Annotated in this window: 18 protein-coding genes; 11 read left to right on the top strand and 7 right to left on the bottom strand. The window is 72.0% G+C overall.

The window, feature by feature from the left end:
• The first annotated feature begins 223 nt into the window (after nt 1-223).
• A complete protein-coding gene (locus OG897_RS09060) occupies nt 224-1,504 on the top strand; it encodes an MFS transporter (RefSeq protein ID WP_266654588.1) in 1,281 nt (426 codons plus the stop codon).
• Nucleotides 1,505-2,000: 496 nt separating this feature from the next.
• Here OG897_RS09060 and OG897_RS09055 read toward each other — a convergent pair whose 3' ends face one another.
• Nucleotides 2,001-2,234, bottom strand: coding sequence for a hypothetical protein (locus OG897_RS09055; RefSeq protein WP_266654586.1), 234 nt, complete (start codon nt 2,232-2,234; stop codon nt 2,001-2,003).
• Between the two features lie 64 nt (nt 2,235-2,298).
• Here OG897_RS09055 and map point away from each other — a divergent pair, with 64 nt between their 5' ends.
• Nucleotides 2,299-3,156: a type I methionyl aminopeptidase gene (map, locus tag OG897_RS09050; RefSeq protein ID WP_266654584.1), complete on the top strand. Its 858-nt coding sequence runs from the start codon at nt 2,299-2,301 to the stop codon at nt 3,154-3,156.
• A gap of 153 nt (nt 3,157-3,309) precedes the next feature.
• A complete protein-coding gene (locus OG897_RS09045) occupies nt 3,310-3,960 on the top strand; it encodes a heme oxygenase (biliverdin-producing) (RefSeq protein WP_266654582.1) in 651 nt (216 codons plus the stop codon).
• Between the two features lie 78 nt (nt 3,961-4,038).
• On the opposite strand, the gene OG897_RS09040 is transcribed toward OG897_RS09045, so the two are convergent.
• The 3 genes from OG897_RS09040 to OG897_RS09030 form a co-directional block, all read right to left on the bottom strand.
• Nucleotides 4,039-4,704, bottom strand: a complete 666-nt coding sequence (locus OG897_RS09040; RefSeq protein WP_266654580.1) for a PhzF family phenazine biosynthesis protein — start codon at nt 4,702-4,704, stop codon at nt 4,039-4,041.
• A 420-nt stretch (nt 4,705-5,124) separates the two neighbouring features.
• On the bottom strand, nt 5,125-6,768 hold the full coding sequence (locus tag OG897_RS09035) for an HtaA domain-containing protein (protein WP_266654578.1): 1,644 nt from the start codon (nt 6,766-6,768) through the stop codon (nt 5,125-5,127).
• Between the two features lie 156 nt (nt 6,769-6,924).
• Nucleotides 6,925-8,379 (bottom strand): HtaA domain-containing protein, encoded by a 1,455-nt coding sequence (locus OG897_RS09030; RefSeq protein WP_266654576.1) that lies wholly within the window; start codon nt 8,377-8,379, stop codon nt 6,925-6,927.
• A 173-nt stretch (nt 8,380-8,552) separates the two neighbouring features.
• Between OG897_RS09030 and OG897_RS09025 the strand changes: the two genes are divergently transcribed.
• From OG897_RS09025 to OG897_RS08995, 7 genes are all read left to right on the top strand, one after another.
• The gene (locus OG897_RS09025) at nt 8,553-9,614 is read left to right on the top strand and encodes a hemin ABC transporter substrate-binding protein (protein ID WP_266654575.1); all 1,062 of its coding nucleotides are present in this window, start codon (nt 8,553-8,555) and stop codon (nt 9,612-9,614) included.
• Complete coding sequence (locus OG897_RS09020; protein ID WP_266654574.1) at nt 9,611-10,831, top strand: iron chelate uptake ABC transporter family permease subunit; 1,221 nt, start codon at nt 9,611-9,613, stop codon at nt 10,829-10,831. The genes OG897_RS09025 and OG897_RS09020 overlap by 4 nt, the downstream gene beginning before the upstream one ends.
• Nucleotides 10,828-11,697 (top strand): heme ABC transporter ATP-binding protein, encoded by an 870-nt coding sequence (locus OG897_RS09015; protein ID WP_266654573.1) that lies wholly within the window; start codon nt 10,828-10,830, stop codon nt 11,695-11,697. Before OG897_RS09020 ends, OG897_RS09015 begins: the two co-directional genes overlap by 4 nt.
• A gap of 216 nt (nt 11,698-11,913) precedes the next feature.
• Complete coding sequence (gene efeO, locus OG897_RS09010) at nt 11,914-13,062, top strand: iron uptake system protein EfeO (RefSeq protein WP_266654571.1); 1,149 nt, start codon at nt 11,914-11,916, stop codon at nt 13,060-13,062.
• Between the two features lie 64 nt (nt 13,063-13,126).
• Nucleotides 13,127-14,383 carry an iron uptake transporter deferrochelatase/peroxidase subunit gene (gene efeB / locus OG897_RS09005; RefSeq protein ID WP_266654569.1) on the top strand — a complete coding sequence of 419 codons (1,257 nt, stop codon included), beginning with the start codon at nt 13,127-13,129 and terminating at the stop codon, nt 14,381-14,383.
• A gap of 22 nt (nt 14,384-14,405) precedes the next feature.
• Nucleotides 14,406-15,377, top strand: a complete 972-nt coding sequence (gene efeU, locus OG897_RS09000; RefSeq protein ID WP_266654567.1) for an iron uptake transporter permease EfeU — start codon at nt 14,406-14,408, stop codon at nt 15,375-15,377.
• Nucleotides 15,328-16,251: a hypothetical protein gene (locus OG897_RS08995; protein WP_266656690.1), complete on the top strand. Its 924-nt coding sequence runs from the start codon at nt 15,328-15,330 to the stop codon at nt 16,249-16,251. Before efeU ends, OG897_RS08995 begins: the two co-directional genes overlap by 50 nt.
• Before the next feature lie 71 nt (nt 16,252-16,322).
• Here OG897_RS08995 and OG897_RS08990 read toward each other — a convergent pair whose 3' ends face one another.
• Both OG897_RS08990 and OG897_RS08985 read right to left on the bottom strand, forming a co-directional pair.
• Nucleotides 16,323-17,135: a bifunctional DNA primase/polymerase gene (locus OG897_RS08990; RefSeq protein WP_266656688.1), complete on the bottom strand. Its 813-nt coding sequence runs from the start codon at nt 17,133-17,135 to the stop codon at nt 16,323-16,325.
• Nucleotides 17,136-17,320: 185 nt separating this feature from the next.
• Nucleotides 17,321-17,935, bottom strand: a complete 615-nt coding sequence (locus OG897_RS08985) for a TetR/AcrR family transcriptional regulator (protein ID WP_266654565.1) — start codon at nt 17,933-17,935, stop codon at nt 17,321-17,323.
• A gap of 410 nt (nt 17,936-18,345) precedes the next feature.
• On the opposite strand from OG897_RS08985, the gene ddaH reads away from it, so the two are divergent.
• Nucleotides 18,346-19,212 carry a dimethylargininase gene (ddaH, locus tag OG897_RS08980; RefSeq protein ID WP_353963748.1) on the top strand — a complete coding sequence of 289 codons (867 nt, stop codon included), beginning with the start codon at nt 18,346-18,348 and terminating at the stop codon, nt 19,210-19,212.
• Here ddaH and OG897_RS08975 read toward each other — a convergent pair.
• On the bottom strand, nt 19,209-20,255 hold the full coding sequence (locus tag OG897_RS08975; RefSeq protein ID WP_266654563.1) for a small ribosomal subunit Rsm22 family protein: 1,047 nt from the start codon (nt 20,253-20,255) through the stop codon (nt 19,209-19,211). The genes ddaH and OG897_RS08975 overlap by 4 nt on opposite strands.
• Nucleotides 20,256-20,332 lie beyond the last annotated feature (77 nt).

Here is a 20,332-nt window from a genome sequence, read left to right as displayed (position 1 = left end):
GGGGTGTCATGTCGGGCTGGGCGTCGACCGTACCGGTGTACGGGAGAGAACGCGTGGAACCGGGGTGAGGGTTCCCCGAGCCCACGGCCACCCCGGGCCCCCGGACACCCCGGCCACCCCGGCCACCCCGGACCCGGCCTGAGGGCTCCGGAGAGCTGCCTCGGCCCGAGCCCGGCGAAATGGAGTTGCCTCCCCCCATTCCGGACGCGGAGCATGGCTCCTCGTGTCCTCCAAGCTCCGCTCTCTCCTCCCCGACCTCTCCCCGTGGCGCTCCTCGGCCGATTTCCGGCTGCTCTGGGTGCAGGGCATCGTCGCCTTCTTCGGCAGTTCGATGGCCCTGGTCGCCATGCCGCTCCAGATCGCCCACCTCACCGACTCCCCGCTCGCCGTCGGTGCCATCGGGGCCGTCGAGCTGGTGCCGCTGATCGTCTTCGGCCTCTACGGGGGCGCGCTGGCCGACGCCGTCGACCGGAAGCGGATCATCCTGCTCACCGAGGTCGGGCTCGGCGTGCTGGCCGTCGTACTGCTGGTGAACGCGCTGTTGCCGGAGCCGATGCTGTGGCCGCTGTACGTGGTGGCGGCGGGCGTCGCCGCGCTGTCCGGGCTCCAGCGGCCCGCCCTGGACTCGTTGATGGCCCGGATCGTCCCGCACGACCAGCTCACCGCCGCCGCCGCGCTCAACGGGCTGCGCTGGCAGGTCGGGGCCATCGCCGGACCCGCCCTCGCGGGTGTCGTCGTCGCGTACGCCGGGACGCCCACCGCGTACGCCGTCACCGTCGTCGGGTTCGCCGCGTCCGTGCTGATGTGCCTGCGGCTCTCCCCCGCACCCGCCGCCGCGAACGCCGAGAAGCCCTCGCTGCGCGGCATAGCGGAGGGCGCGCGCTACGCCTGGAGCAAGCCGGTGCTGCTCGGGACGTACGGGATCGACCTGGCGGCGATGCTGCTGGCGTTCCCGACCGCGATCTTCCCCTTCCTCGCGAAGGACCTGGACGCGGAGTGGGCGCTCGGGCTGATGTACGCGGCGATGCCGCTGGGCGCGTGCGTGGTCGGCCTGACCAGCGGCTGGGCGTCGAAGGTGCGGCGGCACGGGCGGATGGTCGTGCTGGGTGCCGTCGGGTGGGGGCTCGCCATGGCTGCGGCCGGGCTGACCGACGACATCTGGCTGGTGCTGCTGTGCATCGCGGTGGCGGGCGGCGGCGACATGATCAGCGGCCTCGGCCGCTCCACCATCTGGAACCAGACCATTCCGGAGGAGCTGCGGGGACGGCTCGCCGGGATCGAGATCCTCTCGTACAGCTGCGGCCCCCAGCTCGGCCAGGTGCGGGCCGGTGCGGTCGCGAGCTGGACGGGCGTGCGGGGCGCGGTGTGGAGCGGGGGTGCGGCGTGTGTGGTGGCGGTGGGGCTGCTGGCGGTGGCGCTGCCGAAGCTGATGGCGTACGACGCGGAGACGGACGAGGACGCGAGGCTGCGGCGGGAGGCCGCTCTTAGCCCGTCCGGCGCCTGAGGGTATGGGCATCTTCAGCCCGGTCGGCGCCTGAGGGTGCAGCATCTTCAGCCCGTCCGGCGCCTGACGGTGCGGGCATCTTCAGCCCGGTCGGCGCCTGAGGGTGCAGCATCTTCAGCCCGTCCGGCGATTGAGGACGCGCGGGCGGAGCCCGTGCAGGGGGCAAGGGGCATAGCCCCAGTCCTGAACAGCAACCCAACCGAGCCCCGCAGGGTTTAGGTGAAGGGGTGGGGAGGGGCAGCCCGCCGCAGGCGCACCCTGGTGCGGCGCACCTGATGGCGGAGGTAACAGCGGGCGGCACCGGGGTGGGCCCGGAGCGGAGGGGGCCGCCCCCTTGCCCGCCCGTTCCGCCCCCGGGGGCGGCCCCGCCGCCCAAGGAGGCTAGGCGGAAGTGGCGCCCAAGGGGGCCAGGCAAAGGACCCGCCGCCCGAGGGGCGGGGTGGAGGCGGAGCCCGAGGGGGTTAGGCGGAGGGCCCGCGGCCCGAGGGGGGTGGCGTCAGGTTCCGGAGGATCCGGCGGAGCCCCCCTTGTCGTGCCAGTTGGGGTCGTTCTCCCACTCCAGGTTCCGCTCACGGGCGGTCTCCATGGCGTGCTGGGCCTCCTCGCGGCTCGCGTAGGGGCCGAAGCGGTCCTTCGAGGGGCACTGGGGGCCCTCCTCGACGGTCTTGTGCTCCAGGCAGTAGAACCACTCGCCGGGCTTGCCGGTCGTACGGCGTTTGAACAGGGCCATCGCCTCGTACTCCTCACTTCGTCACAGCCATAGTGCCCCCGCGGTGCTGACTACACTCGTCGGCATGTCTGGCCAGTCGCTGCTCGTACCAGGCGAGCTCTCCCCCGTCCGTTCCGTCCCCGGCAACATCAGGCGCCCCGAGTACGTCGGGAAACCCGCGCCGACTCCGTACACAGGGCCCGAGGTCCAGGACTCCGACACGATCGAGCGCATGCGCATCGCGGGCCGCATCGCCGCGCAGGCGATGGAGGAGGCCGCCAAGCACATCGCACCCGGCGTGACCACCGACGAGCTCGACCGGGTCGCGCACGAGTTCATGGTGGACCACGGGGCGTACCCCTCGACCCTCGGTTACCGGGGCTTCCCCAAGTCGCTGTGCAGCTCGGTCAACGAGGTCATCTGCCACGGCATTCCCGACTCGACCGTCCTCGCCGACGGCGACATCGTGAACCTCGACGTGACCGCGTACATCAACGGCGTGCACGGCGACAACAACGCCACCTACTTCTGCGGCGACGTCGACGAGGAGTCCAGGCTCCTCGTCGAGCGCACCCGCGAATCCCTCAACCGGGCCATCAAGGCGGTCAAGCCGGGCCGTCAGATCAACGTCATCGGGCGGGTCATCGAGTCGTACGCCAAGCGCTTCGGCTACGGCGTCGTACGGGACTTCACCGGGCACGGCATCTCGACGTCCTTCCACTCGGGCCTGATCGTGCCGCACTACGACAGCCCCCACGCGACCACCGTCATGCAGCCGGGCATGACCTTCACGATCGAGCCGATGCTCACGCTCGGCACGCACGAGTACGACATGTGGGAGGACGGCTGGACGGTCGTCACCAAGGACCGCAGGCGCACTGCCCAGTTCGAGCACACGCTGGTGGTGACGGAGACGGGGGCCGACATCCTCACGCTCCCGTAATCGGAGCCGGCGGTTTTTACCGACAGGTCGTCGGGAACAGGTTGACTTAGGTAAGCCTAAGCAGCGAAGATCGGTGGTGGCGGGTGCCATCGCTGCCACCACCGCTCTCGTTTTCCCGGTCATCCCGTCCCCCTTTGCCCCCGGAGGTCCGCTGTGGACACCCTCTTCTCCACCCAGATCCGTGTCGCCTCGCACGAGCAGCACACGGAGGCGGAGACCTCGACGTTCATGAGCGACCTCCTCGGCGGCAAGCTCGGCGTGGACGCGTACACGCGCTACACCGAGCAGCTGTGGTTCGTCTACAAGGCCCTTGAGGACGCGGCCGGTTCGCTCGCCGCCGACCCCGTCGCGGGCCCGTTCATACAGCCCGAGCTGATGCGCGTCGCGGAGCTGGAGCGCGACCTCACGCACCTGCGCGGCGAGAACTGGCGCGACGGCCTCGTCGCCCTCCCCTCCACAGCGGCATACGCGGCACGTGTCACCGAGTGCGCGGCCACCTGGCCGGGCGGGTACGTCGCCCACCACTACACCCGCTACCTGGGCGACCTCTCCGGCGGCCAGATCATCCGCGACAAGGCGGAGAAGACCTGGGGCTTCGAGCGCAAGGGCGACGGCGTCCGCTTCTACGTCTTCGAGAGCGTCGCCAACCCGGCCGCCTTCAAGCGGAACTACCGGGAACTGCTGGACGCCATCGCGGCGGACGACCTCGAAAAGAAGCGGATCATCGAGGAGTGCAAGCGGGCGTTCGACTTCAACGGGGCGGTGTTCCGGGAGCTGGGCGGTGAATTCCCGCTCAGTGCGTGATCTCTGACGGTACGTGAGGAATGTGGGCCCGCGCCGGGGACGGCGCGGGCCCTTTCGTCGCGCCTCTCGCACCACCCCTCACAGGTGGGTGGCGAACCTGACCCTGCCGCCGAGCTCGATGATTCCGTCGGGCCCCGGGGCGGTGAGGAGCTGCGACCCCTTCCCCTGGGTGATGTTGAGCGCCCGCCCGAGCGCGGCGGTGAGCTGGAGGGCCGCCGCTCCGGTCGCCTCGTCCTCGTCGATGCCGTCGTCACGCCGGGGGAACCCCCGCGCGCGGACCCTTCCCGCGGCCTCGTCCTCCCAGGCCCAGGCGTACAGCCAGCCCTCGCCGGGCGGGGGCGCGGGGAGGGCGTCGACCTCTTCGCTGCTCGCGTACTGCCGGAGGGTGCGCGGGGGCGCCCAGTCGGCGCGGGCCGTGATCCAGCTGAACTCGCCGTCCTGGCGGGCGAAGACGTCGCCGACGGGAAGTTCCAGGACCTCGATGTCGAGGAGCCAGGCGGCTCCGACGACGGGGTGCCCGGCGAAGGGGAGGCGGCTGGTGGGTGTGTAGATGTCGAGCACACCGCGCTCGGGGTCGTCGACGAACACGGTCTCGCTGAGGCCGAGTTCGCGTGCGTACGCCTGCCGGGCCGCCGGGCCGGAGTGGGAGCGGGAGGCGTCGCGCACGACGGCGAGGGGGTTGCCGTGGTGGCCGGTGGGGCCGCAGAAGACGTGGAGGACGTCGTGGGGGTTCACGGGCCGCATTCAAGCACGGGAGGCTTGGGCTTGGGGCGGGGGTGCGCGGGTGGTGCCCTGCGGGCCGGTGAGCGGCTGGCGTTCAGGCCGCTGCGCGGGGCTTTTCTCCCCTCTCCACCCCTTCCCTAAAGCGCTTGCCGCGCGGCTGGTCCCGTTGCGTGCGGGTGCGTCGTGGCTGGTCGCGCAGTTCCCCGCGCCCCCAAAAGCCCGTCCGGCGATTGAGGACGCGCGGCGAAGCCGTGCAGGGGGCAAGGGGCGTAGCCCCAGGCAGTAACACCAGCCCCGTCAGGGTTTCGGTGAAGGGGCGGGGAGGGGCAGCCCGCCGCAGGCGCACCCGGGTGCGGGTCGCACGGTGGAAAGGGCGCAGGGCCGCACCCCCGGCTGGGGGGGGTGCGGCCCTGCGGTGAGTCCCGACCGGCAGGTCAGGGATCAGCCCTGCGTGCCCGACGTGCGGCGACGCGCCGCGAACACCACCGCGCCACCGGCGACGGCCAGCGCCCCCGCCGCCCCCATCAGCACACCCGTCGGAGCCGACGACCCCGTCGCGGCGAGGTTGCCGCCCGCCGCACCGCCCACGGAACCGCCGACCGAGCCGCCCGTGGTACCCGCACCACCGACCGAGCCGCCGACGGAGCCGCCGGTCGAACCGCCGGTCGAGTCACCACCGGTGGTGCCCGTGCCGGTGCCACCCGTCGTGCCCGTGCCGCCCGTCGCCGTACCGGGCTGCGGCAGCTGCGCGTCCTTGTCGACGGACACCGCGACCGTCAGCGGGTCCATGACCTGGCCCGTCTTGTACGGCTCGCCGAAGACCTTCGCCGCGCCCGCCGTCATCGTCGCCGGAACGCCGGACAGCTTCACCACGCCGTCGACGATGTCGAGCTTGCCCTGGGGGGCCAGGTTCGCGATCGCCAGGGCCTTGAGGTTCTGGGTGTCGCCGGACTCGCGGTCCTTGCTCGACACGTCCGCGACGAGGGTCGCCTTTCCGCCCTGCACCTCCACCTTGAACGCCGACAGGCTCAGGTCGAGCACCCACGTGCCCGCCGTCTGGTGGCCGAGGAAGCGGACCTTGCCGTCGAAGGAGGCGGACAGGTTCTGCTTCTCGGCGTCGAAGGTGCCCTTGCCCTTCGGGAAGCGGAAGCCCTTACCGGCCTGCGTCGCCCCGCCGGACAGCTCGATCTTGCCGTGGGCGATCGGGCCGGTGATGTAGGTGCGGAAGCGCTCCAGCACACCCCAGTCGAGGTTGCCGTCGACGATGGCGCCCTTGACGTCGTTGACCGGGGGCTTCGGGTCCGGCTTGGGATCGGGCTTGGGGTCCGGGTTGGGCTTGGGGTCCGGGTTGGGCTTCGGATCCGGGTCGGGCTTCGGGTCGGGCTTGGGATCCGGCTTGGGGTCGGGCTTCGGGTCCGGGTCGGGCTTCGGGTCGGGCTTCGGGTCGGGCTTCGTCTCCCCCGTCGGCACCGTCAGCGTCGCCGGGTCGAGCGCCAGGTTCTCGGCGTACATCTTGTTGAAGGCGGCGCTGCCCGCTGCCGTCAGCTTGGTCGGCATGTCCTTGAAGACCATGCCGTCCTTGCCGCCGCCCGGCTTGACCATCGTCAGCGTGACCAGGTCGGCGTCGTTCGTCTCGACGAACTTGCCGCCGCCCGCCGCCGACTTCACGTCCGCGGAGATCGTGCCGCCGGTGCGGGTCGTCTTGACCTTGATGTCCGAGAGGGTCAGGTCCAGCTTCCCCTCGTGCCCGGTGAAACGGACCGCGCCGTCGAGGGTGGTCGTGCTGGCGTGAGTGACCATGTCGTACGCGGTCTTGCCGTTGCCGAAGGTGAAAGCACCGTTGTCGGCGGCCTGCTTGGCACCGCCGGACAGCTCGATCCTGCCCTTCGCGATGGGCCCGGTGACGTACGTGCGGAAGCCGCCGAAGACCCCCCAGTCCAGGGTCGCGCCCACGATCGGAGCGGGGGCGGCCGGGGCGGCCGCACCGTCGGCGGCTGCGGCGGGGAGGGCGAAGGCGGTGGCGCCGACGGCGGCAACCGTGGCGACGGCTGCGGCGAGGGCTATGGGGCGGCGGGTGGCTGCCATGGTCGGTGGACTCCTGTCGGAAAACAGCAAACGGGGGGAGGAAAGGAAAGAAGACAGAAAGAGGGGGAAGTGACAGGTGCGAGGTCGGCCGTGAGCCGGTGACCGGCATCCGCACCGCCCCTCGCACACGGCGGCACGGACCGTCAGGGCCGGGGCTCAGCCCGCGTTCGTGCCGCTACCCCGCCTGCGGACCACGAAGAACGCGGCCCCGGCGAGCAGCACCAGCACGACCGCGCCGGCGGCGACGTACAGCACGGTGTTGGAGGATGCGGAGGCCGAGGCGGTCTTCGCCGTCTTCGGCTCCTCGGACGTCTTCTTGTCGGCGGAGGCGGAGGCGGCGGGAGCGGGCGGCGCCGACGGCTTGGTGTCGCTGCCGAGGTCCGGCAGCGCGGGCAGCTTCGCCTTCGCGTCGACCGCGACGGCCAGCGACACCGGGTCCATCTCGGTGCCCGCCTTGTACATCGAGCCGAACGCCTTCGCGCCCTCCTCGGTGAGCGTCGCCGGAGCCTCGGTCAGGTTCACCAGCCCGTCCTTGGCGTCCAGGGCCTTCGCCTCGAAGGTGACCAGGGGCACCCCGGCCGTCCGGACGTCCTTCTTGGTCGTCGGGTCCTTGCTCGCGACGTCCGCGACCAGGGTGCCCTTGCCGTCGGCGACCTTCACGTTGACCTGGGAGAGGGTCAGGTCGAGGTGCGCGCCCGAGAAGCGGACGCTGCCCGCGAAGCGCGCGTCCAGGGTCTTCCTGCCGCTGTCGTACGCGCCCTTGCCCTGCGGGAAGCGGAACAGCGCGCCGCCGTCCAGCGCGCCGCCGGAGAGGTCCCACGTGCCCCGGGAGATCGGGCCCGTGACGTACTCGCGGAAGGTGCGCCGCACGCCCCAGTCGACGGCCGCGTCCTGGATCGGTCCTGACGCCTTCTCGTCGCCCTTGCCCTTCTCCTCGGGCTGCTTGGCCTCCGGGGCCTTCTCGGGCGCCTTCTCCGGCGTCTTCGCACCCGCCGCCACGTCCGCCGACAGGCTGACCGGGTCGAGCCGGGTGCCCGCCGTGTAGTAGCCCGCGAAGGCGCTCGCGCCCTGCGAGGTCAGCGTCGCGGGAACGTTGTTGAGGGCGATCGGGCTGCCGCCGCCCTTCATGTTGATGCCGCCGACGGCGAGCGAGGCCAGCGCGATCTGGGAGGAACGCGTCACCTTGCCGCTGGCCTTGTCCTTGCTGGACACGTCCGCGAAGAGGGTGCCGCTGCCGCCGGAGATCCGTACGGTCGGGCGGCTGATGGTGAGGTCCAGCGCGAAACCGGCCGGCGACTGGTGGCCGGTGAAGCGGACCCCGCCGGAGAAGCCGGAGTCGAGCGCCCCGCTGTCCGGGTCGTACGAGCCGTTCGCCGAGTGGAAGCGGAACTGGCTGCCGCCGACGGTCGCGGCGCCGCCCCGGAGCGTGAACGTGCCCTTGGCTATGGGCCCCGTGACGTAGCTCTGGAAGGAGGACTTGATCCCCCAGTCGAGCCTGCCGCCCTGGACGGTGCGCGCTGCCGCACTGGCGGTCGAGGCCGGGAGCAGTGCTCCCAGCACGGCCGCGACGAGCGCGACCGCAGAGGCGCGGGCCGGTCTGGACGACAACATGAGGGTCCCTCCTGGGTGTAGCGAGCAAGGTAAGGCTAACCTAAGCTATGCCCGACCTGGTCCGGAACCCTCCGGACCGCCACCCACCGGCCGGGCAGCGGGAATCCCCGCGAACCCCCGCAGAACTCCCCCGCCGCACCGGTCACTTCGGCCGGACGCAGAAGAACAGGACGGTGCACCCCGTGCGAACGCCAGCCGCGCCCCCGCGCCCCTCACGCCTGGCAGGTGCACTGATGTCCGTGCTCGCCCTCGCCGTCGTCGCCACGGGCTGCGGCGGTACGACGCCGGGCGCGAAGCCCTCCGGAGGCGGCGGCGCCACGACGGAGGCCAAGCAGGCCGCCGACCGCGTCGAGCCCCTCGCCGCCGCCCCGGAGCAGGCCCTTCCGGTCACCGTCTCCTCCGCCGACGGCACGGAGGTGAAGGTCACCTCGACCGACCGGATCGTGCCGCTCACCGGCAGCCTCAACGAGATCGTCTTCACTCTCGGGCTCGGCAAGCACGTCGTCGCCCGCGACATCACGGCCACCTTCGAGCAGGCCAAGGACCTCCCGGTGGTGACACGTGCTCACGACGTGTCGGCCGAAAGCGTCCTCTCCCTGAAGCCGACGGTCGTCCTCGCCGACACCACCACGGGCCCGGTCGAGGCCATCGACCAGATCCGCGACGCGGGCATCCCGCTCGTCGTGGTCGCCCCCGCCAAGGAACTCGCCGACGTCGACAGGCGCATCGACGCGGTCGCCACCGCGCTCGGCGCGAAGCCCGCCGGTGAGGAACTGAAGAAGCGCACGCGGCAGCGGCTGGCCGCCGTACAGAAGGACATCCCGAAGCCGAAGGACGGCAAGAAGCCCCGCGTGACCTTCCTGTACCTGCGCGGCTCGGCCTCCGTGTACCTGCTCGGCGGCCGTGACTCCGGGGCGAGTTCGCTCCTGGAGGCGGCCGGGGCCATCGACGCGGGCAAGGACTCGGGCCTGGCCAAGGACTTCACCGCGATCACCAGCGAAGCCCTGGTCAAGGCCGCCCCCGACGCGATCCTCGTCATGACGAAGGGCCTCGAATCGGTCGACGGCGTCGACGGCCTCCTCAAGGTCCCGGGCGTCGCCGAGACCCCGGCGGGCCTGGACCGCCGGATCGTCTCCCTCCCCGACGGCGTGATGCTCAACTACGGCCCGCGCACCGACCAGGTCCTCGCGTCCCTGGTCGACCAGCTCTACGGCACCCCGGCGGTCACCCAGTGAGCATCGACCCGGCGACCACCGCCCCCGGAACCACCCGGGCCACGGGCGCCCCGCCCGGACCGGAAACCGCGCCACCCGCACGGGAGTCGGTCCCGGCCGCAAGCCCCGCCGACGGAAGTCCCGCTGTCGGAAGTCCCGCCGATGGAAGTCCCGCTGGCGGAAGTCCCGCCAAGGCCCCCGCCAAGGGCCGTCGCGGCACCGCCTTCACCCTCACCGTCGGCCTGTCCCTCGCCCTCCTCCTGCTGGCCCTGGTTTCCGCCGGGCTCGGGACGTACCACATCTCCCCCGGCGACGTCCTGGCCTCCGTACAGAACCGCATCGGTCTCGGCGGTGCGCCGCTGGACCGGGTCGGCGAGAGCGTGCTGTGGAACATCCGGCTGCCCCGGGTCGCCCTCGCCCTCCTCGTCGGCGCCTCGCTCGGCTGCGCGGGCGCGCTCATGCAGGGCGTGTTCGGCAACCCCCTGGCAGAGCCCGGTGTCATCGGCATCTCCGCCGGTGCGGCGGTCGGCGCGGTCGCCTCCATCGCGCTGGGGCTGAGCTTCTTCGGGAACTGGACGGTGACGTTCTGCGCGTTCGTCGCGGGCCTGATCACCGTGCTGCTCGTGTACGTCCTGTCCCGGTCCGGCGGCAGGACCGAAGTGGTCACGCTGATCCTCACCGGCATCGCCGTGAACGCCTTCGCGGGCGCGCTGATCGGTCTCGCGATCTTCTTCGCGGACAACGCGCAGATCACCCAGATCACCTTCTGGCAGCTCGGCTCCCTCGCCGGGGCCACCTGGCCGAAGGTCCTCGCCGTCCTGCCCTGCGCTCTCCTCGGCCTCCTCGCCGCCCCGTTCTACGCCCGCAGGCTGGACCTCCTCGCACTCGGCGAGCGCCCGGCCCGGCACCTGGGCGTGGACGTGGAGAAGATGCGCATGGCCCTGGTGCTGGTGGTGGCGCTGCTGACCGCCGCCGCCGTGGCCGTCGCGGGCATCATCACCTTCGTCGGCCTCCTCGTCCCGCACCTGCTGCGGATGGCGAACGGTCCCGGGCACCGCTTCCTCGTCCCCGGCAGTGCGCTCGGCGGCGCGATCGTCCTCCTCGCGGGCGACCTCGCGGCCCGTACGGTCGCCAACCCCGCCGAACTCCCCCTCGGCGTCCTGACCGCCCTCTTCGGCAGCCCCTTCTTCTTCTGGCTGCTGCGCAGGACCCGTCGCAAGCAAGGTGGCTGGGCATGAGCGCGTGGAAGTCGTTTCTCCCTTCGTTCTCTTCGTTCCCTTCGTTCTCTTCGGGGCGTACGCGCAGCCTGCCCGCCGCCCTCGCACCCGGTGCAGCCGCCGTCGAGGTCAGGGGCCTGCACGTCAGGCTCGGGCAGCGCGAGGTGCTGTCCGGCATCGACCTGACCGCCCGCGCCGGCGAGGTGCTCGCCCTGGTCGGGCCCAACGGGGCGGGCAAGTCGACCCTGCTGGCCGCCGTCGCCGCCGACCTGCCCGCGACGGAAGGTGCGGTACGGATCGACGGCCGGCCCGTCGGCGGGTGGACGGCCGCCGAGCTGGCGCTGCGCCGTTCCGTGCTCCCCCAGTCCGCCGCGCTCTCCTTCCCCTTCCCCGTCGAGGACGTCGTCCGGATGGGCCGCGCCCCCTGGGCTGGCACCCCGCACGAGGACGACGACGACCTGGCCGTCGCCGAAGCCATGGCGGCCACCGAGGTCACCGCGTTCGGGCCGCGCCCGTTCGGTGCGCTGTCCGGCGGCGAGCGGGCCCGGGTCGCGCTCGCCCGCGTACTGGCCCAGCGCGCTCCCGTACTCCTGCTCGACGAACCGACGGCCGCCCTCGACCTGCGCCACCAGGAACTGGTGCTGCGGATCTGCCGGGAGCGGGCGGCGGCGGGCGACGCGGTCGTCGTCGTCCTCCACGACCTCGGTCTCGCGGCGGCGTACGCGGACCGGGCGGCCGTCCTGCACGACGGGCGCATCGCGGCGTGCGGTCCGCCCGCCGAGGTGTTCGGCGAGGAGCTGCTGTCCCGGGTCTACCGGCAGCCGGTCGAGGTGCTGCCGCACCCGCGCACGGGCGACCCGCTGGTAGTCCCCAGAAGGGTTTCATGATCACCAAGAGGGCGGCACACCAAGGAATTTGACTCGTTCTTGACCCGGCGACGGGGCGGCCATGGGGCACCTGTGACCGCCTCGTTCTCCTGGGGCGGGAGTGAGAGCTGAATCACCTCCCGGGTGGTTATGTCCGAGGTAAGGGGCGCTTAACTTAGGTAAGCCTCAGCAGACCTGTGGGCCTCGTAGCTCTTTCACCCCGTGTGGAGTCCTCTTATGCGTCCCCTTCGTCTCTCCGCCCTCTCCGCGGCCGCCGCCGCGACCGTGATCGCCGCCGTGACCGGTTGCGCCGAGAAGAGCAGCACCCAGGGCAGCGGCAGCGGCGCGATCCAGGTCGTCGCCACGGACGACTCCTGCGAGGTGTCGAAGAAGGAGTTCCCCGCCGGGAAGGTCGAGCTGGCCGTGGAGAACAAGGGCTCCAAGGTCACCGAGGTGTACATCCTCTTCCCCGACGACCGCATCGTCACCGAGCGCGAGAACATCGGCCCCGGCACCAAGGCCGACCTCACCGCCGAGATCAAGGCCGGTTCGTACGAGATCGCCTGCAAGCCCGGCATGAAGGGCGACGGCATCCGGCAGAAGGTCACCGTGACCGGCGGCGGCGCTGCCGCCAGGCGCAGCCCGGAGAAGGACGCGGCGGTCGCCGCGTACCGCACCTACGTGCGCGAGCAGGCGGAGCAGACCCTGCCGAAGGCGCAGACGTTCGCGGACGCGGTGAAGGCGGGCGACCTTGAGGCCGCGAAGAAGGCGTACGCGCCCTCGCGCATCGGCTGGGAGCGCACGGAGCCGGTCGCCGAGTCGTTCGGCGACATCGACCCGATGGTCGACCTGCGCGCCGACGGCGTCGAGGAGTCCGGCAAGCCGTGGACCGGCTGGCACCGCCTGGAGAAGGCGCTGTGGGAGGACAAGAAGATCGGGGCCGAGGAGAAGACGCTCGCCGACACCCTGATGAAGGACCTGAAGACCTGGGTCAACAAGGTCGGCACCGCCGAGATCACCCCCTCCTCCATGGCCAACGGCGCCAAGGAGCTCCTCGACGAGGTCGCCACCGGCAAGGTCACCGGTGAGGAGGAGCGCTACAGCCACACCGACCTCGTCGACTTCAAGGCGAACGTCGAGGGCGCGGAGAAGGCGTACACGCTCCTCAAGCCGGTCACCTCGAAGAGCGACCCGAAGCTGACGGTGACCCTGGACAGGCAGTTCGCCGCGCTGAACAAGCTGCTCGACAAGCACCGCCCCGACACGTCCTCGTACGACTTCACCTCGTACGACAAGGTCTCCGACGCCGACCGCAAGGAGCTCTCGGACGGTGTGAACGCACTCGCGGAGCCGCTGTCGAAGCTCGCCGCAGCGGTCACGAAGTAGCACGCAGCAGTCCCGGAGCAGTATGCAGCAGTCCCGGAGCAGTACGCAGAAGGAGGGCAGCCCCATGCCTGACGAAGAAGCCAACTCCCCTTCCCCCTCCCGCCGTTCGGTGATCGGCTGGGGCGGGGCAGGGCTCGCGCTCGGTGCCGTCGCGGCGGGCGGAGCGGCCGTCGCGCTGGGCGGCGGCGAGGACGACGACCCGGCGCAGCCCGCCGCGTCCGGCGGTGCGGCCGTCCCCTTCCACGGCCCGCACCAGGCCGGGATCGCGACGGCGGTCCCCGACCGGCTGCACTTCGCCGCGTTCGACGTGACGACGAAGGACCGGGCGGAGCTGGTCCAGCTGCTGAAGGACTGGACGGCGGCCGCCGCCCGGCTGACCGCCGGGCACGCGGTCGGCGACGGTGCGTACGGCGGCCAGCCGGAGGCACCGCCGGACGACACGGGTGAGGCGCTCGGCCTCAAGCCGTCCCGCCTCACGCTCACGATCGGCTTCGGCCCCTCCCTCTTCGACGGCCGCTTCGGGCTGAAGGGCAAGCGCCCGGCGGCCCTCGTCGACCTGCCCAAGTTCCCCGGCGACAACCTCGATCCGGCGCGCAGCGGCGGCGACCTGTGCGTCCAGGCGTGCTCCGACGACCCGCAGGTCGCCGTGCACGCCATCCGCAACCTCGCCCGCATCGGCTTCGGGAAGGTCGCCGTGCGCTGGTCGCAGCTGGGCTTCGGCAAGACGTCCTCGACGACGCCGGACGCGCAGACCCCCCGCAACCTCTTCGGCTTCAAGGACGGCACCCGCAACATCAGCGGGACCGACACCGCCACGCTCGACAAGCACGTGTGGGCGTCGGAGAAGGACGGGGCCGCGTGGATGGCGGGCGGCTCCTACCTCGTCGCACGCCGCATCCGGATGAACATCGAGACCTGGGACCGCACCTCGCTGACCGAGCAGGAGGACATCTTCGGCCGGGACAAGGGCGAGGGTGCGGCGGTCGGCAAGTCCAAGGAGCACGACGAGCCGCTGCTGAAGGCGATGCTGCCGACCTCGCACGTGCGGCTCGCCCACCCGGACTCCAACTCCGGCGCCAGGATGCTGCGCCGGGGCTACTCGTTCACCGACGGCACGGACGGGCTGGGGCGGCTCGAAGCCGGGCTGTTCTTCCTGGCCTACCAGCGCGACGCCCGCGACGCGTTCATCCCCGTACAACGCAGTCTGGGGCGCTCCGACGCGCTCAACGAATACATCCAGCACGTGGGTTCGGCGCACTTCGCCGTCCCGCCGGGCGTCCGCGACGCGGACGACTGGTGGGGCCGGGCGCTGTTCTCGTAACCCTGAAAGGACGGGAACCGGCGTGTTCGCGAACTACCTGACCGGCCTGCGTGAGGGCCTCGAAGCCAGCCTGATCGTCTGCATCCTGGTCGCGTACCTGGTCAAGACCGACCGCAGGGACGCCCTGAAACCCGTGTGGATCGGCATCGGGGTGGCGGTGCTGCTCGCGCTGGGCTTCGGCGCGGCGCTCACCTACGGGTCGCGGGATCTGACCTTCGAGACGAAGGAGGCGCTCGGCGGTTCGCTGTCGATCGTCGCGGTGGGCCTGGTGTCGTGGATGGTGTTCTGGATGCGGCGCACCGCCCGGCACCTGAAGGCCGAGCTGACCGGCAAGCTGGACGCGGCCCTCCAGATGGGCACGTTCGCGCTGGTGGCGACCGCTTTTCTGGCGGTGGGCCGCGAGGGTCTGGAGACCGCGCTGTTCGTGTGGTCGTCGGTACGGGCACTGGGCGACGGCACCAACGGCCCGGTGATCGGCGTGACGCTGGGCCTGGCGACGGCGGTGGTGCTGGGCTGGCTGTTCTACAAGGGCGCGGTGCGCATCAACCTGGCGAAGTTCTTCACCTGGACCGGCGCGATGCTGCTGGTCGTCGCGGCGGGCGTGCTCGCGTACGGCGTGCACGACCTCCAGGAGGCCCGCTTCCTCGGCGGTCTGTCGGACAAGGCGTTCGACGTCAGCGAGCAGATCCCGCCGGACAGTTGGTACGGAACCCTCCTCAAGGGCGTCCTCAACTTCCAGCCCGACCCGACCGTCCTCCAGGTCACGGTGTGGGCGCTGTATCTGGTCCCGATGCTCGTGCTCTTCTTCGCCCCGGTAGGGTTCCGGTCGTCGGTGACGGCCGGGACGACAGGGACTGCTCATGGGAACGCGCACGCGCAGAGTTCGGCGGTCGGCGGCGGCTCTCGCGGCGGCGACGGTCCTGGCGCTGACGGCGAGCGGGTGCGTGACGGTGCACGGCGAGCTGGAGATCGTACCGACGGCGACGAAGGCTGAAGCCGCCCGCGCTCTGCGGGACTTCACGGACGCCTACAACAAGGCGGACAAGGCGTACGACCCGGCTCTCGCGGCGGGCCGGGTCACGGGCGCGCTCGGCGCGATCAACCAGGCCGGGCTGAAGGCCCGCCGCACGCAGAGCCCCGGCGGCAACCCCGGCCACCGCCCGCTGGAGCTCCACGACTCCCGCTTCCTGATCCCGAAGAAGGCGGGCTGGCCGCGCTGGTTCGCGGTGGACGCCGACAGCAACCGCGACACCGACGGCGGGGACGGCAGCGCCGACTCCCGCTGGCTGCTGGTGTTCGTGCGCGGCGGCGCGGACCAACTCTGGGAAGCGTCCCACCTGTTGACGCTGCGCCCCGACGAGCTCCCCGCGTTCGCTCTGGACGGGGAGGGCCACGCGCAGGCCGTCGCCCCGGGCGATCCGTCCCTCGCGGTGCCCCCGGAGGAACTGAGCGCCGACTACGCCGCGTACCTCCAGAACCGGGGGAAGCCCGCGGTCTTCGCACCCGGCCGGGACACGACGCTGTGGCTGGCCTCGCGGACGCGGGCCTCGAAGCGGGTCGGCCGGTCGATGCAGTACCTCGACCAGGAACTGAACACGGGCGCGTACGCCCCGGTGGGGCTGGCGACGAAGGACGGCGGGGCGTTCGTCTTCTTCGCGTCCCGTCACTTCGAGAAGCAGACGGCCGCGCGGGGCGTGCCGCTGCTCGACCTCAACGCGGACGTACGGGCGCTGATGACGGGCACCCCGAAGACCACCCTGATGAAGGAGCGGGTCTCCAGCCAGGCGGCCCTCGTGCCGAAGAAGGGCGCGGGGACGGTGCGGCTGGAGTCGCGGGTGCAGGGGCTGGTGGCGGCGACGGGGTCGTAACCCCCCGGGTCGTGGCCCCCGGGATCGCGGAACCCCCGCGTGCTGATCGCAGAACCCCCGCGTGCTGCCGGTCAGCGCCCGATCGGCCAGGCCACCGCGTGCGGGTCGGTGTCCGCGCCCGCTTCCCCGGCGGCGGCCGCGTACCGGGCGCAGGCGTCGGTGAGGGTCTCCAGGAGGGTCAGCGGGTCGGGCAGCCCGTACTCAAGTCCGCGCACCCAGTGCACGTCGAGCCCACCGGGCAGCCTCGCGGGCGGTACGAGGACGTAGCTGCCACGGCAGTGCCAGCGCAGCCCCGGGTGCTCGTCCATGGTCTCGGGGTGGCAGTCCAGCTCGCACGGCCACCACTCGTCCTCGTCCTCGGGGGTGCCCCGGGTCGCGGTGAAGAACAGCATGCGGGCGTCGGCGTCGCTGCCGCCCTCCCCGAACACGGCGACCGGGCCGACCTCGATACCGGCGTCGATCAGCCGCTCCAGCGCCTCGACGCCCGCGTCCAGCGGCACGTCGAGCACGTCGTGGACCATGCCGGTCGCGGTGATGAAGTTGGCCTGCGGGTCGGCGGTGGCCCAGCGCTCGACCTGGGCGCGGTCGGTGGTCGACTGGGTCTGCCAGGCGAAGGACACCGGGTGCCGGGCGGGCGTCGGACAGCCGACGCGCTCACAGGAACACCGGTACCCGTTCGGATACGCGGCCGGGGCGAGCGGCAGTCCCGCCCCCGCGGCACCGCGCAACAGGGCGAGGCGCCCGGTGGCGGCGTCCGGAGCCCCGGCCGACCTGCCCTGGGCGCGGCGGCGCAGCCACTGGGCGATGCGCGCACCCGGTTTCGCGCCCGGACCCGCTCCGGCTCCCGTTCCCGCACCGCTGTTGCGGCCGAACTCCGCGCCCATCTGGCTCCTCACCCTCACACCTCGGCCCTCTGGGGACCCCACCATGCTCGCACCATCCTGCGCCCCCGGTGGCCGGTGTCCGTATCCGGGGTCGCCGGGACGGGTGCTCCGTCGGGTTCCGGCGGGGCTTCGGCGGGTCTTCGGCGGGTCTTCGGCGGGGATTCAGGGTGCTTCACGGCAGTGCCTCAGCGGGGTGCGAGTCCGTTCAGGGCGTAGTCGACGAGGCGGTCGGCGTACGCGTGGGTGAGGGGTCCGGTGCGCAGGAGCCAGCGGCTCGACAGCGGGCCGGTGAACATCTCCACGGCCGTCTCCAGGTCCAGGTCGGCCCGCACGTCCCCGCGTTCGCGGGAGGCCGCCAGCCGGTCGACGTACAGCTGCAACGAGGGCCTCAACAACCTCTCCACGTACTGGGCGCACAACGCGGCGTCCACCACCCCCTCCGCGGTGAGGGCGCGGGTGGGGATGTCGTACGTGGGGTCGACGAGTTCGTCCACGGTCGCGCGCAGGACGAAGCGGAGGTCGGCCGCGAGGTCGCCGGAGTCGGGAAGGGCGGCCCCGACCTCGCCGACGGCCTCGGCGGCCTGGTCGGCGAGGTCCGCGTAGGCGTCGAGGAGGACGGCGGCCTTGGAGGGCCACCACCGGTAGATGGTCTGTTTGCCGACCCCGGCGCGGGCGGCGATGCCTTCGATGGTGGTCTTCTGGTACCCGGCCTCGCCGACGAGCCCGAGGGCCGCGTCGAAGATCGCCCGCCGTGACCGCTCACTGCGCCGCGAGGAATCGGGACTCTTGATGTCTGCCATCCCCCCAACCTACCGCCCCACGAGACGATACGAACCGTCTCTACACCACCGGGGTCGCTGAGGGGCGCGGGGAACTGCGCGACCAGCCACGCCCCACCCGCACATAAACAAGACAGCCGCGCGGCCAGCGCTTTAGGGAAGGGGCGGATGGGGGAGATCTCCGCCGAAGGCGGCCTGAACCGCAGCCAGCAGCAAACCCAAGCCAGCGCCACGCGGCGGCAGCCGCAATTCCAGCACGGCGGGAAGGGGCGGAGAGGGGAGATCTCCGCCGAAGGCGGCCTGAACCCCGGCCACCGCCCCACCCGCACACAGAACCCCACCCCACCGACGCCCCGGGAGCAATGCCCCCACCCCACCCCCCGTGAACCACCCTTTCGGTGCACAGCGGAAGGGACCCACCAGCCCCCACCATGGGCACCAGGACACCACCACTCCTCCGTAAGGAGCCCTCATTGACCCCACGCACCCGTGACGCAGCGCCCCGCCGCTACCTGATGTGCCCCCCGGAGCACTTCAGGGTCACGTACTCCATCAACCCCTGGATGGACCCCGCCAAGCCCGTCGAACTCCCCCTGGCCCTCGCCCAGTGGGAGGACCTCCGCGACCGCTACCTCTCCCTCGGCCACACCGTGGAGCTCCTCACCCCGCACCCCGGCCTCCCCGACATGGTCTTCGCCGCCAACGGCGCGACCGTGGTCGACGGCCGCGTCCTCGGTGCCCGCTTCGCCTACGCCGAACGCTCCCTCGAAGCCGAGGCCCACCGCGAGTGGTTCCAGGCCCACGGTTTCCCGGAGATCCACACCCCCGACCACGTCAACGAGGGCGAGGGCGACTTCGCCGTCACGTCGTCCTGGATCCTCGCGGGGCGCGGCTTCCGTTCCACCTCCGCCGCCCACGACGAGGCGCAGGAGTTCTTCGGCCGCCCGGTCGTCGGCCTGGACCTGGTCGACCCCCGCTACTACCACCTCGACACGGCACTCGCCGTCCTCGACGACCGCACCGACGAGGTCATGTACTACCCCGGTGCCTTCTCCCCCGGCAGCCGGGCCGTCCTGGCCCGGCTGTTCCCCGACGCGCTGATCGCGGAAGAACCCGACGCCGCGGCCCTCGGCCTCAACGCCGTGAGCGACGGCCGCCACGTCCTCCTCCCGCAAGCCGCGCAGGGCCTGTTCGAGCCGCTCCGCTCGCGCGGCTTCGAGCCCCTGGGCATGGACCTCGGCGAACTCCTCAAGGGCGGCGGCAGCGTGAAGTGCTGCACCCAGGAACTCAGGCCCTAACGCTGTCCGGAGCCCGACGGGGGCGGCCACGCGTCGCCCCAGTCGGCGTCCCGCGCCGCCCGGTACAGCTCCCCGTGCCGCTTCTTCGACACGTTCTCCCCGGCCAGCACGAGCGGCCCGCCCTCGCCCGCACTTTCGTCCCCCCGGCACAGCTCCAGCATCACGAGCCCCTTGCGGAGCTGCGGCTTCCGTACGATCCGCGCCTCGACCGGCACCGCGTCCACCACGTCCGGCCGCACCGCCACCACGTACGCGAACTTCTCGTCCTCGTACGCCAGCGAGCCCCCCTTCACCTTCCGGTGCAGCGAGGAGCGGCTGACGCGTGCCGAGAAGTGGCACCAGTTCGTGGAGTCGGCCCCGATCGGGCAGGCACCGCTGTCGGGGCACGGGGCGGCGATCCGCAGCCCGGCCCCGATCAGCCGCTCCCGCGCCGCGAGGATGCGCCGGTACCCGTCCGGGGTGCCGGGCTCGACGAGGACGACGGCCCCCCGCGCGGCCCGAGCCACCTGGTCGACCAGGACGTCCCGGTCCGCCTCCGTCAGCTCCTTCAGCACGTACGAGACCGTGACGAGATCACTGCTCTCGATCGTGAGCGCCGCTCCGATACGAGAGCGCTGCCACACCACGCCCTTCAGCGCGGCCACCCCGGACGCCTCCGCCAGCTCCCGCCCCAGCGCCAGCGCGGGCTCCGCCCAGTCCACGACGGTGCTCCGCTGCTCCCCCCACGCCTCGCTGACCGCCCAGCTGGCAGCCCCCGTCCCGCCCCCCACATCCACGTGCGTGCCCGGCGCCCATCCCGGCGCGGCCTCCCGCAGCGCGCCGAGCGCGGACCGTACGGCCTCGAAGGTGGCGGGCATCCGGTACGCGGCGTACGCGGCGACGTCGGAGCGGTCCCGCAGCACGGGGGCGTCGGTCGGGGTGGTCCCCCGGTAGTTGGAGATCAGCCGGTCGACGGCCTGGGTCGCCTGCTTGGGCGGCAGCCCGTCGAGCACCCCCGCGAGGGCGGCACGCAGAACATCCGGGAGGGAGAGGGTGTCGTTCACCGGAAAAGTGTAGGGGGCAAAAAGGGGCGTGGAGGGACGTGAGGGAACTGCTGCGCATCCAGGGGCAGTTGCATACG

The organism is Streptomyces sp. NBC_00237 (genome assembly GCF_026342435.1).
Taxonomy (GTDB): Bacteria; Actinomycetota; Actinomycetes; order Streptomycetales; family Streptomycetaceae; genus Streptomyces.
This window is presented reverse-complemented; position numbering and strand designations above follow the sequence as displayed.

What these genes read in the sequence shown, in the direction of transcription:
- OG897_RS09055 (WP_266654586.1), bottom strand. Translation starts at nt 2,234, where the DNA reads ATGGCCCTGTTCAAACGCCGTACGACCGGCAAGCCCGGCGAGTGGTTC.
- map (WP_266654584.1), top strand. Translation starts at nt 2,299, where the DNA reads ATGTCTGGCCAGTCGCTGCTCGTACCAGGCGAGCTCTCCCCCGTCCGT.
- OG897_RS09040 (WP_266654580.1), bottom strand. Translation starts at nt 4,704, where the DNA reads ATGCGGCCCGTGAACCCCCACGACGTCCTCCACGTCTTCTGCGGCCCC.
- OG897_RS09035 (WP_266654578.1), bottom strand. Translation starts at nt 6,768, where the DNA reads ATGGCAGCCACCCGCCGCCCCATAGCCCTCGCCGCAGCCGTCGCCACG.
- OG897_RS09030 (WP_266654576.1), bottom strand. Translation starts at nt 8,379, where the DNA reads ATGTTGTCGTCCAGACCGGCCCGCGCCTCTGCGGTCGCGCTCGTCGCG.
- OG897_RS09015 (WP_266654573.1), top strand. Translation starts at nt 10,828, where the DNA reads ATGAGCGCGTGGAAGTCGTTTCTCCCTTCGTTCTCTTCGTTCCCTTCG.
- efeO (WP_266654571.1), top strand. Translation starts at nt 11,914, where the DNA reads ATGCGTCCCCTTCGTCTCTCCGCCCTCTCCGCGGCCGCCGCCGCGACC.
- efeB (WP_266654569.1), top strand. Translation starts at nt 13,127, where the DNA reads ATGCCTGACGAAGAAGCCAACTCCCCTTCCCCCTCCCGCCGTTCGGTG.
- OG897_RS08990 (WP_266656688.1), bottom strand. Translation starts at nt 17,135, where the DNA reads ATGGGCGCGGAGTTCGGCCGCAACAGCGGTGCGGGAACGGGAGCCGGA.
- OG897_RS08985 (WP_266654565.1), bottom strand. Translation starts at nt 17,935, where the DNA reads ATGGCAGACATCAAGAGTCCCGATTCCTCGCGGCGCAGTGAGCGGTCA.
- ddaH (WP_353963748.1), top strand. Translation starts at nt 18,346, where the DNA reads ATGGGCACCAGGACACCACCACTCCTCCGTAAGGAGCCCTCATTGACC.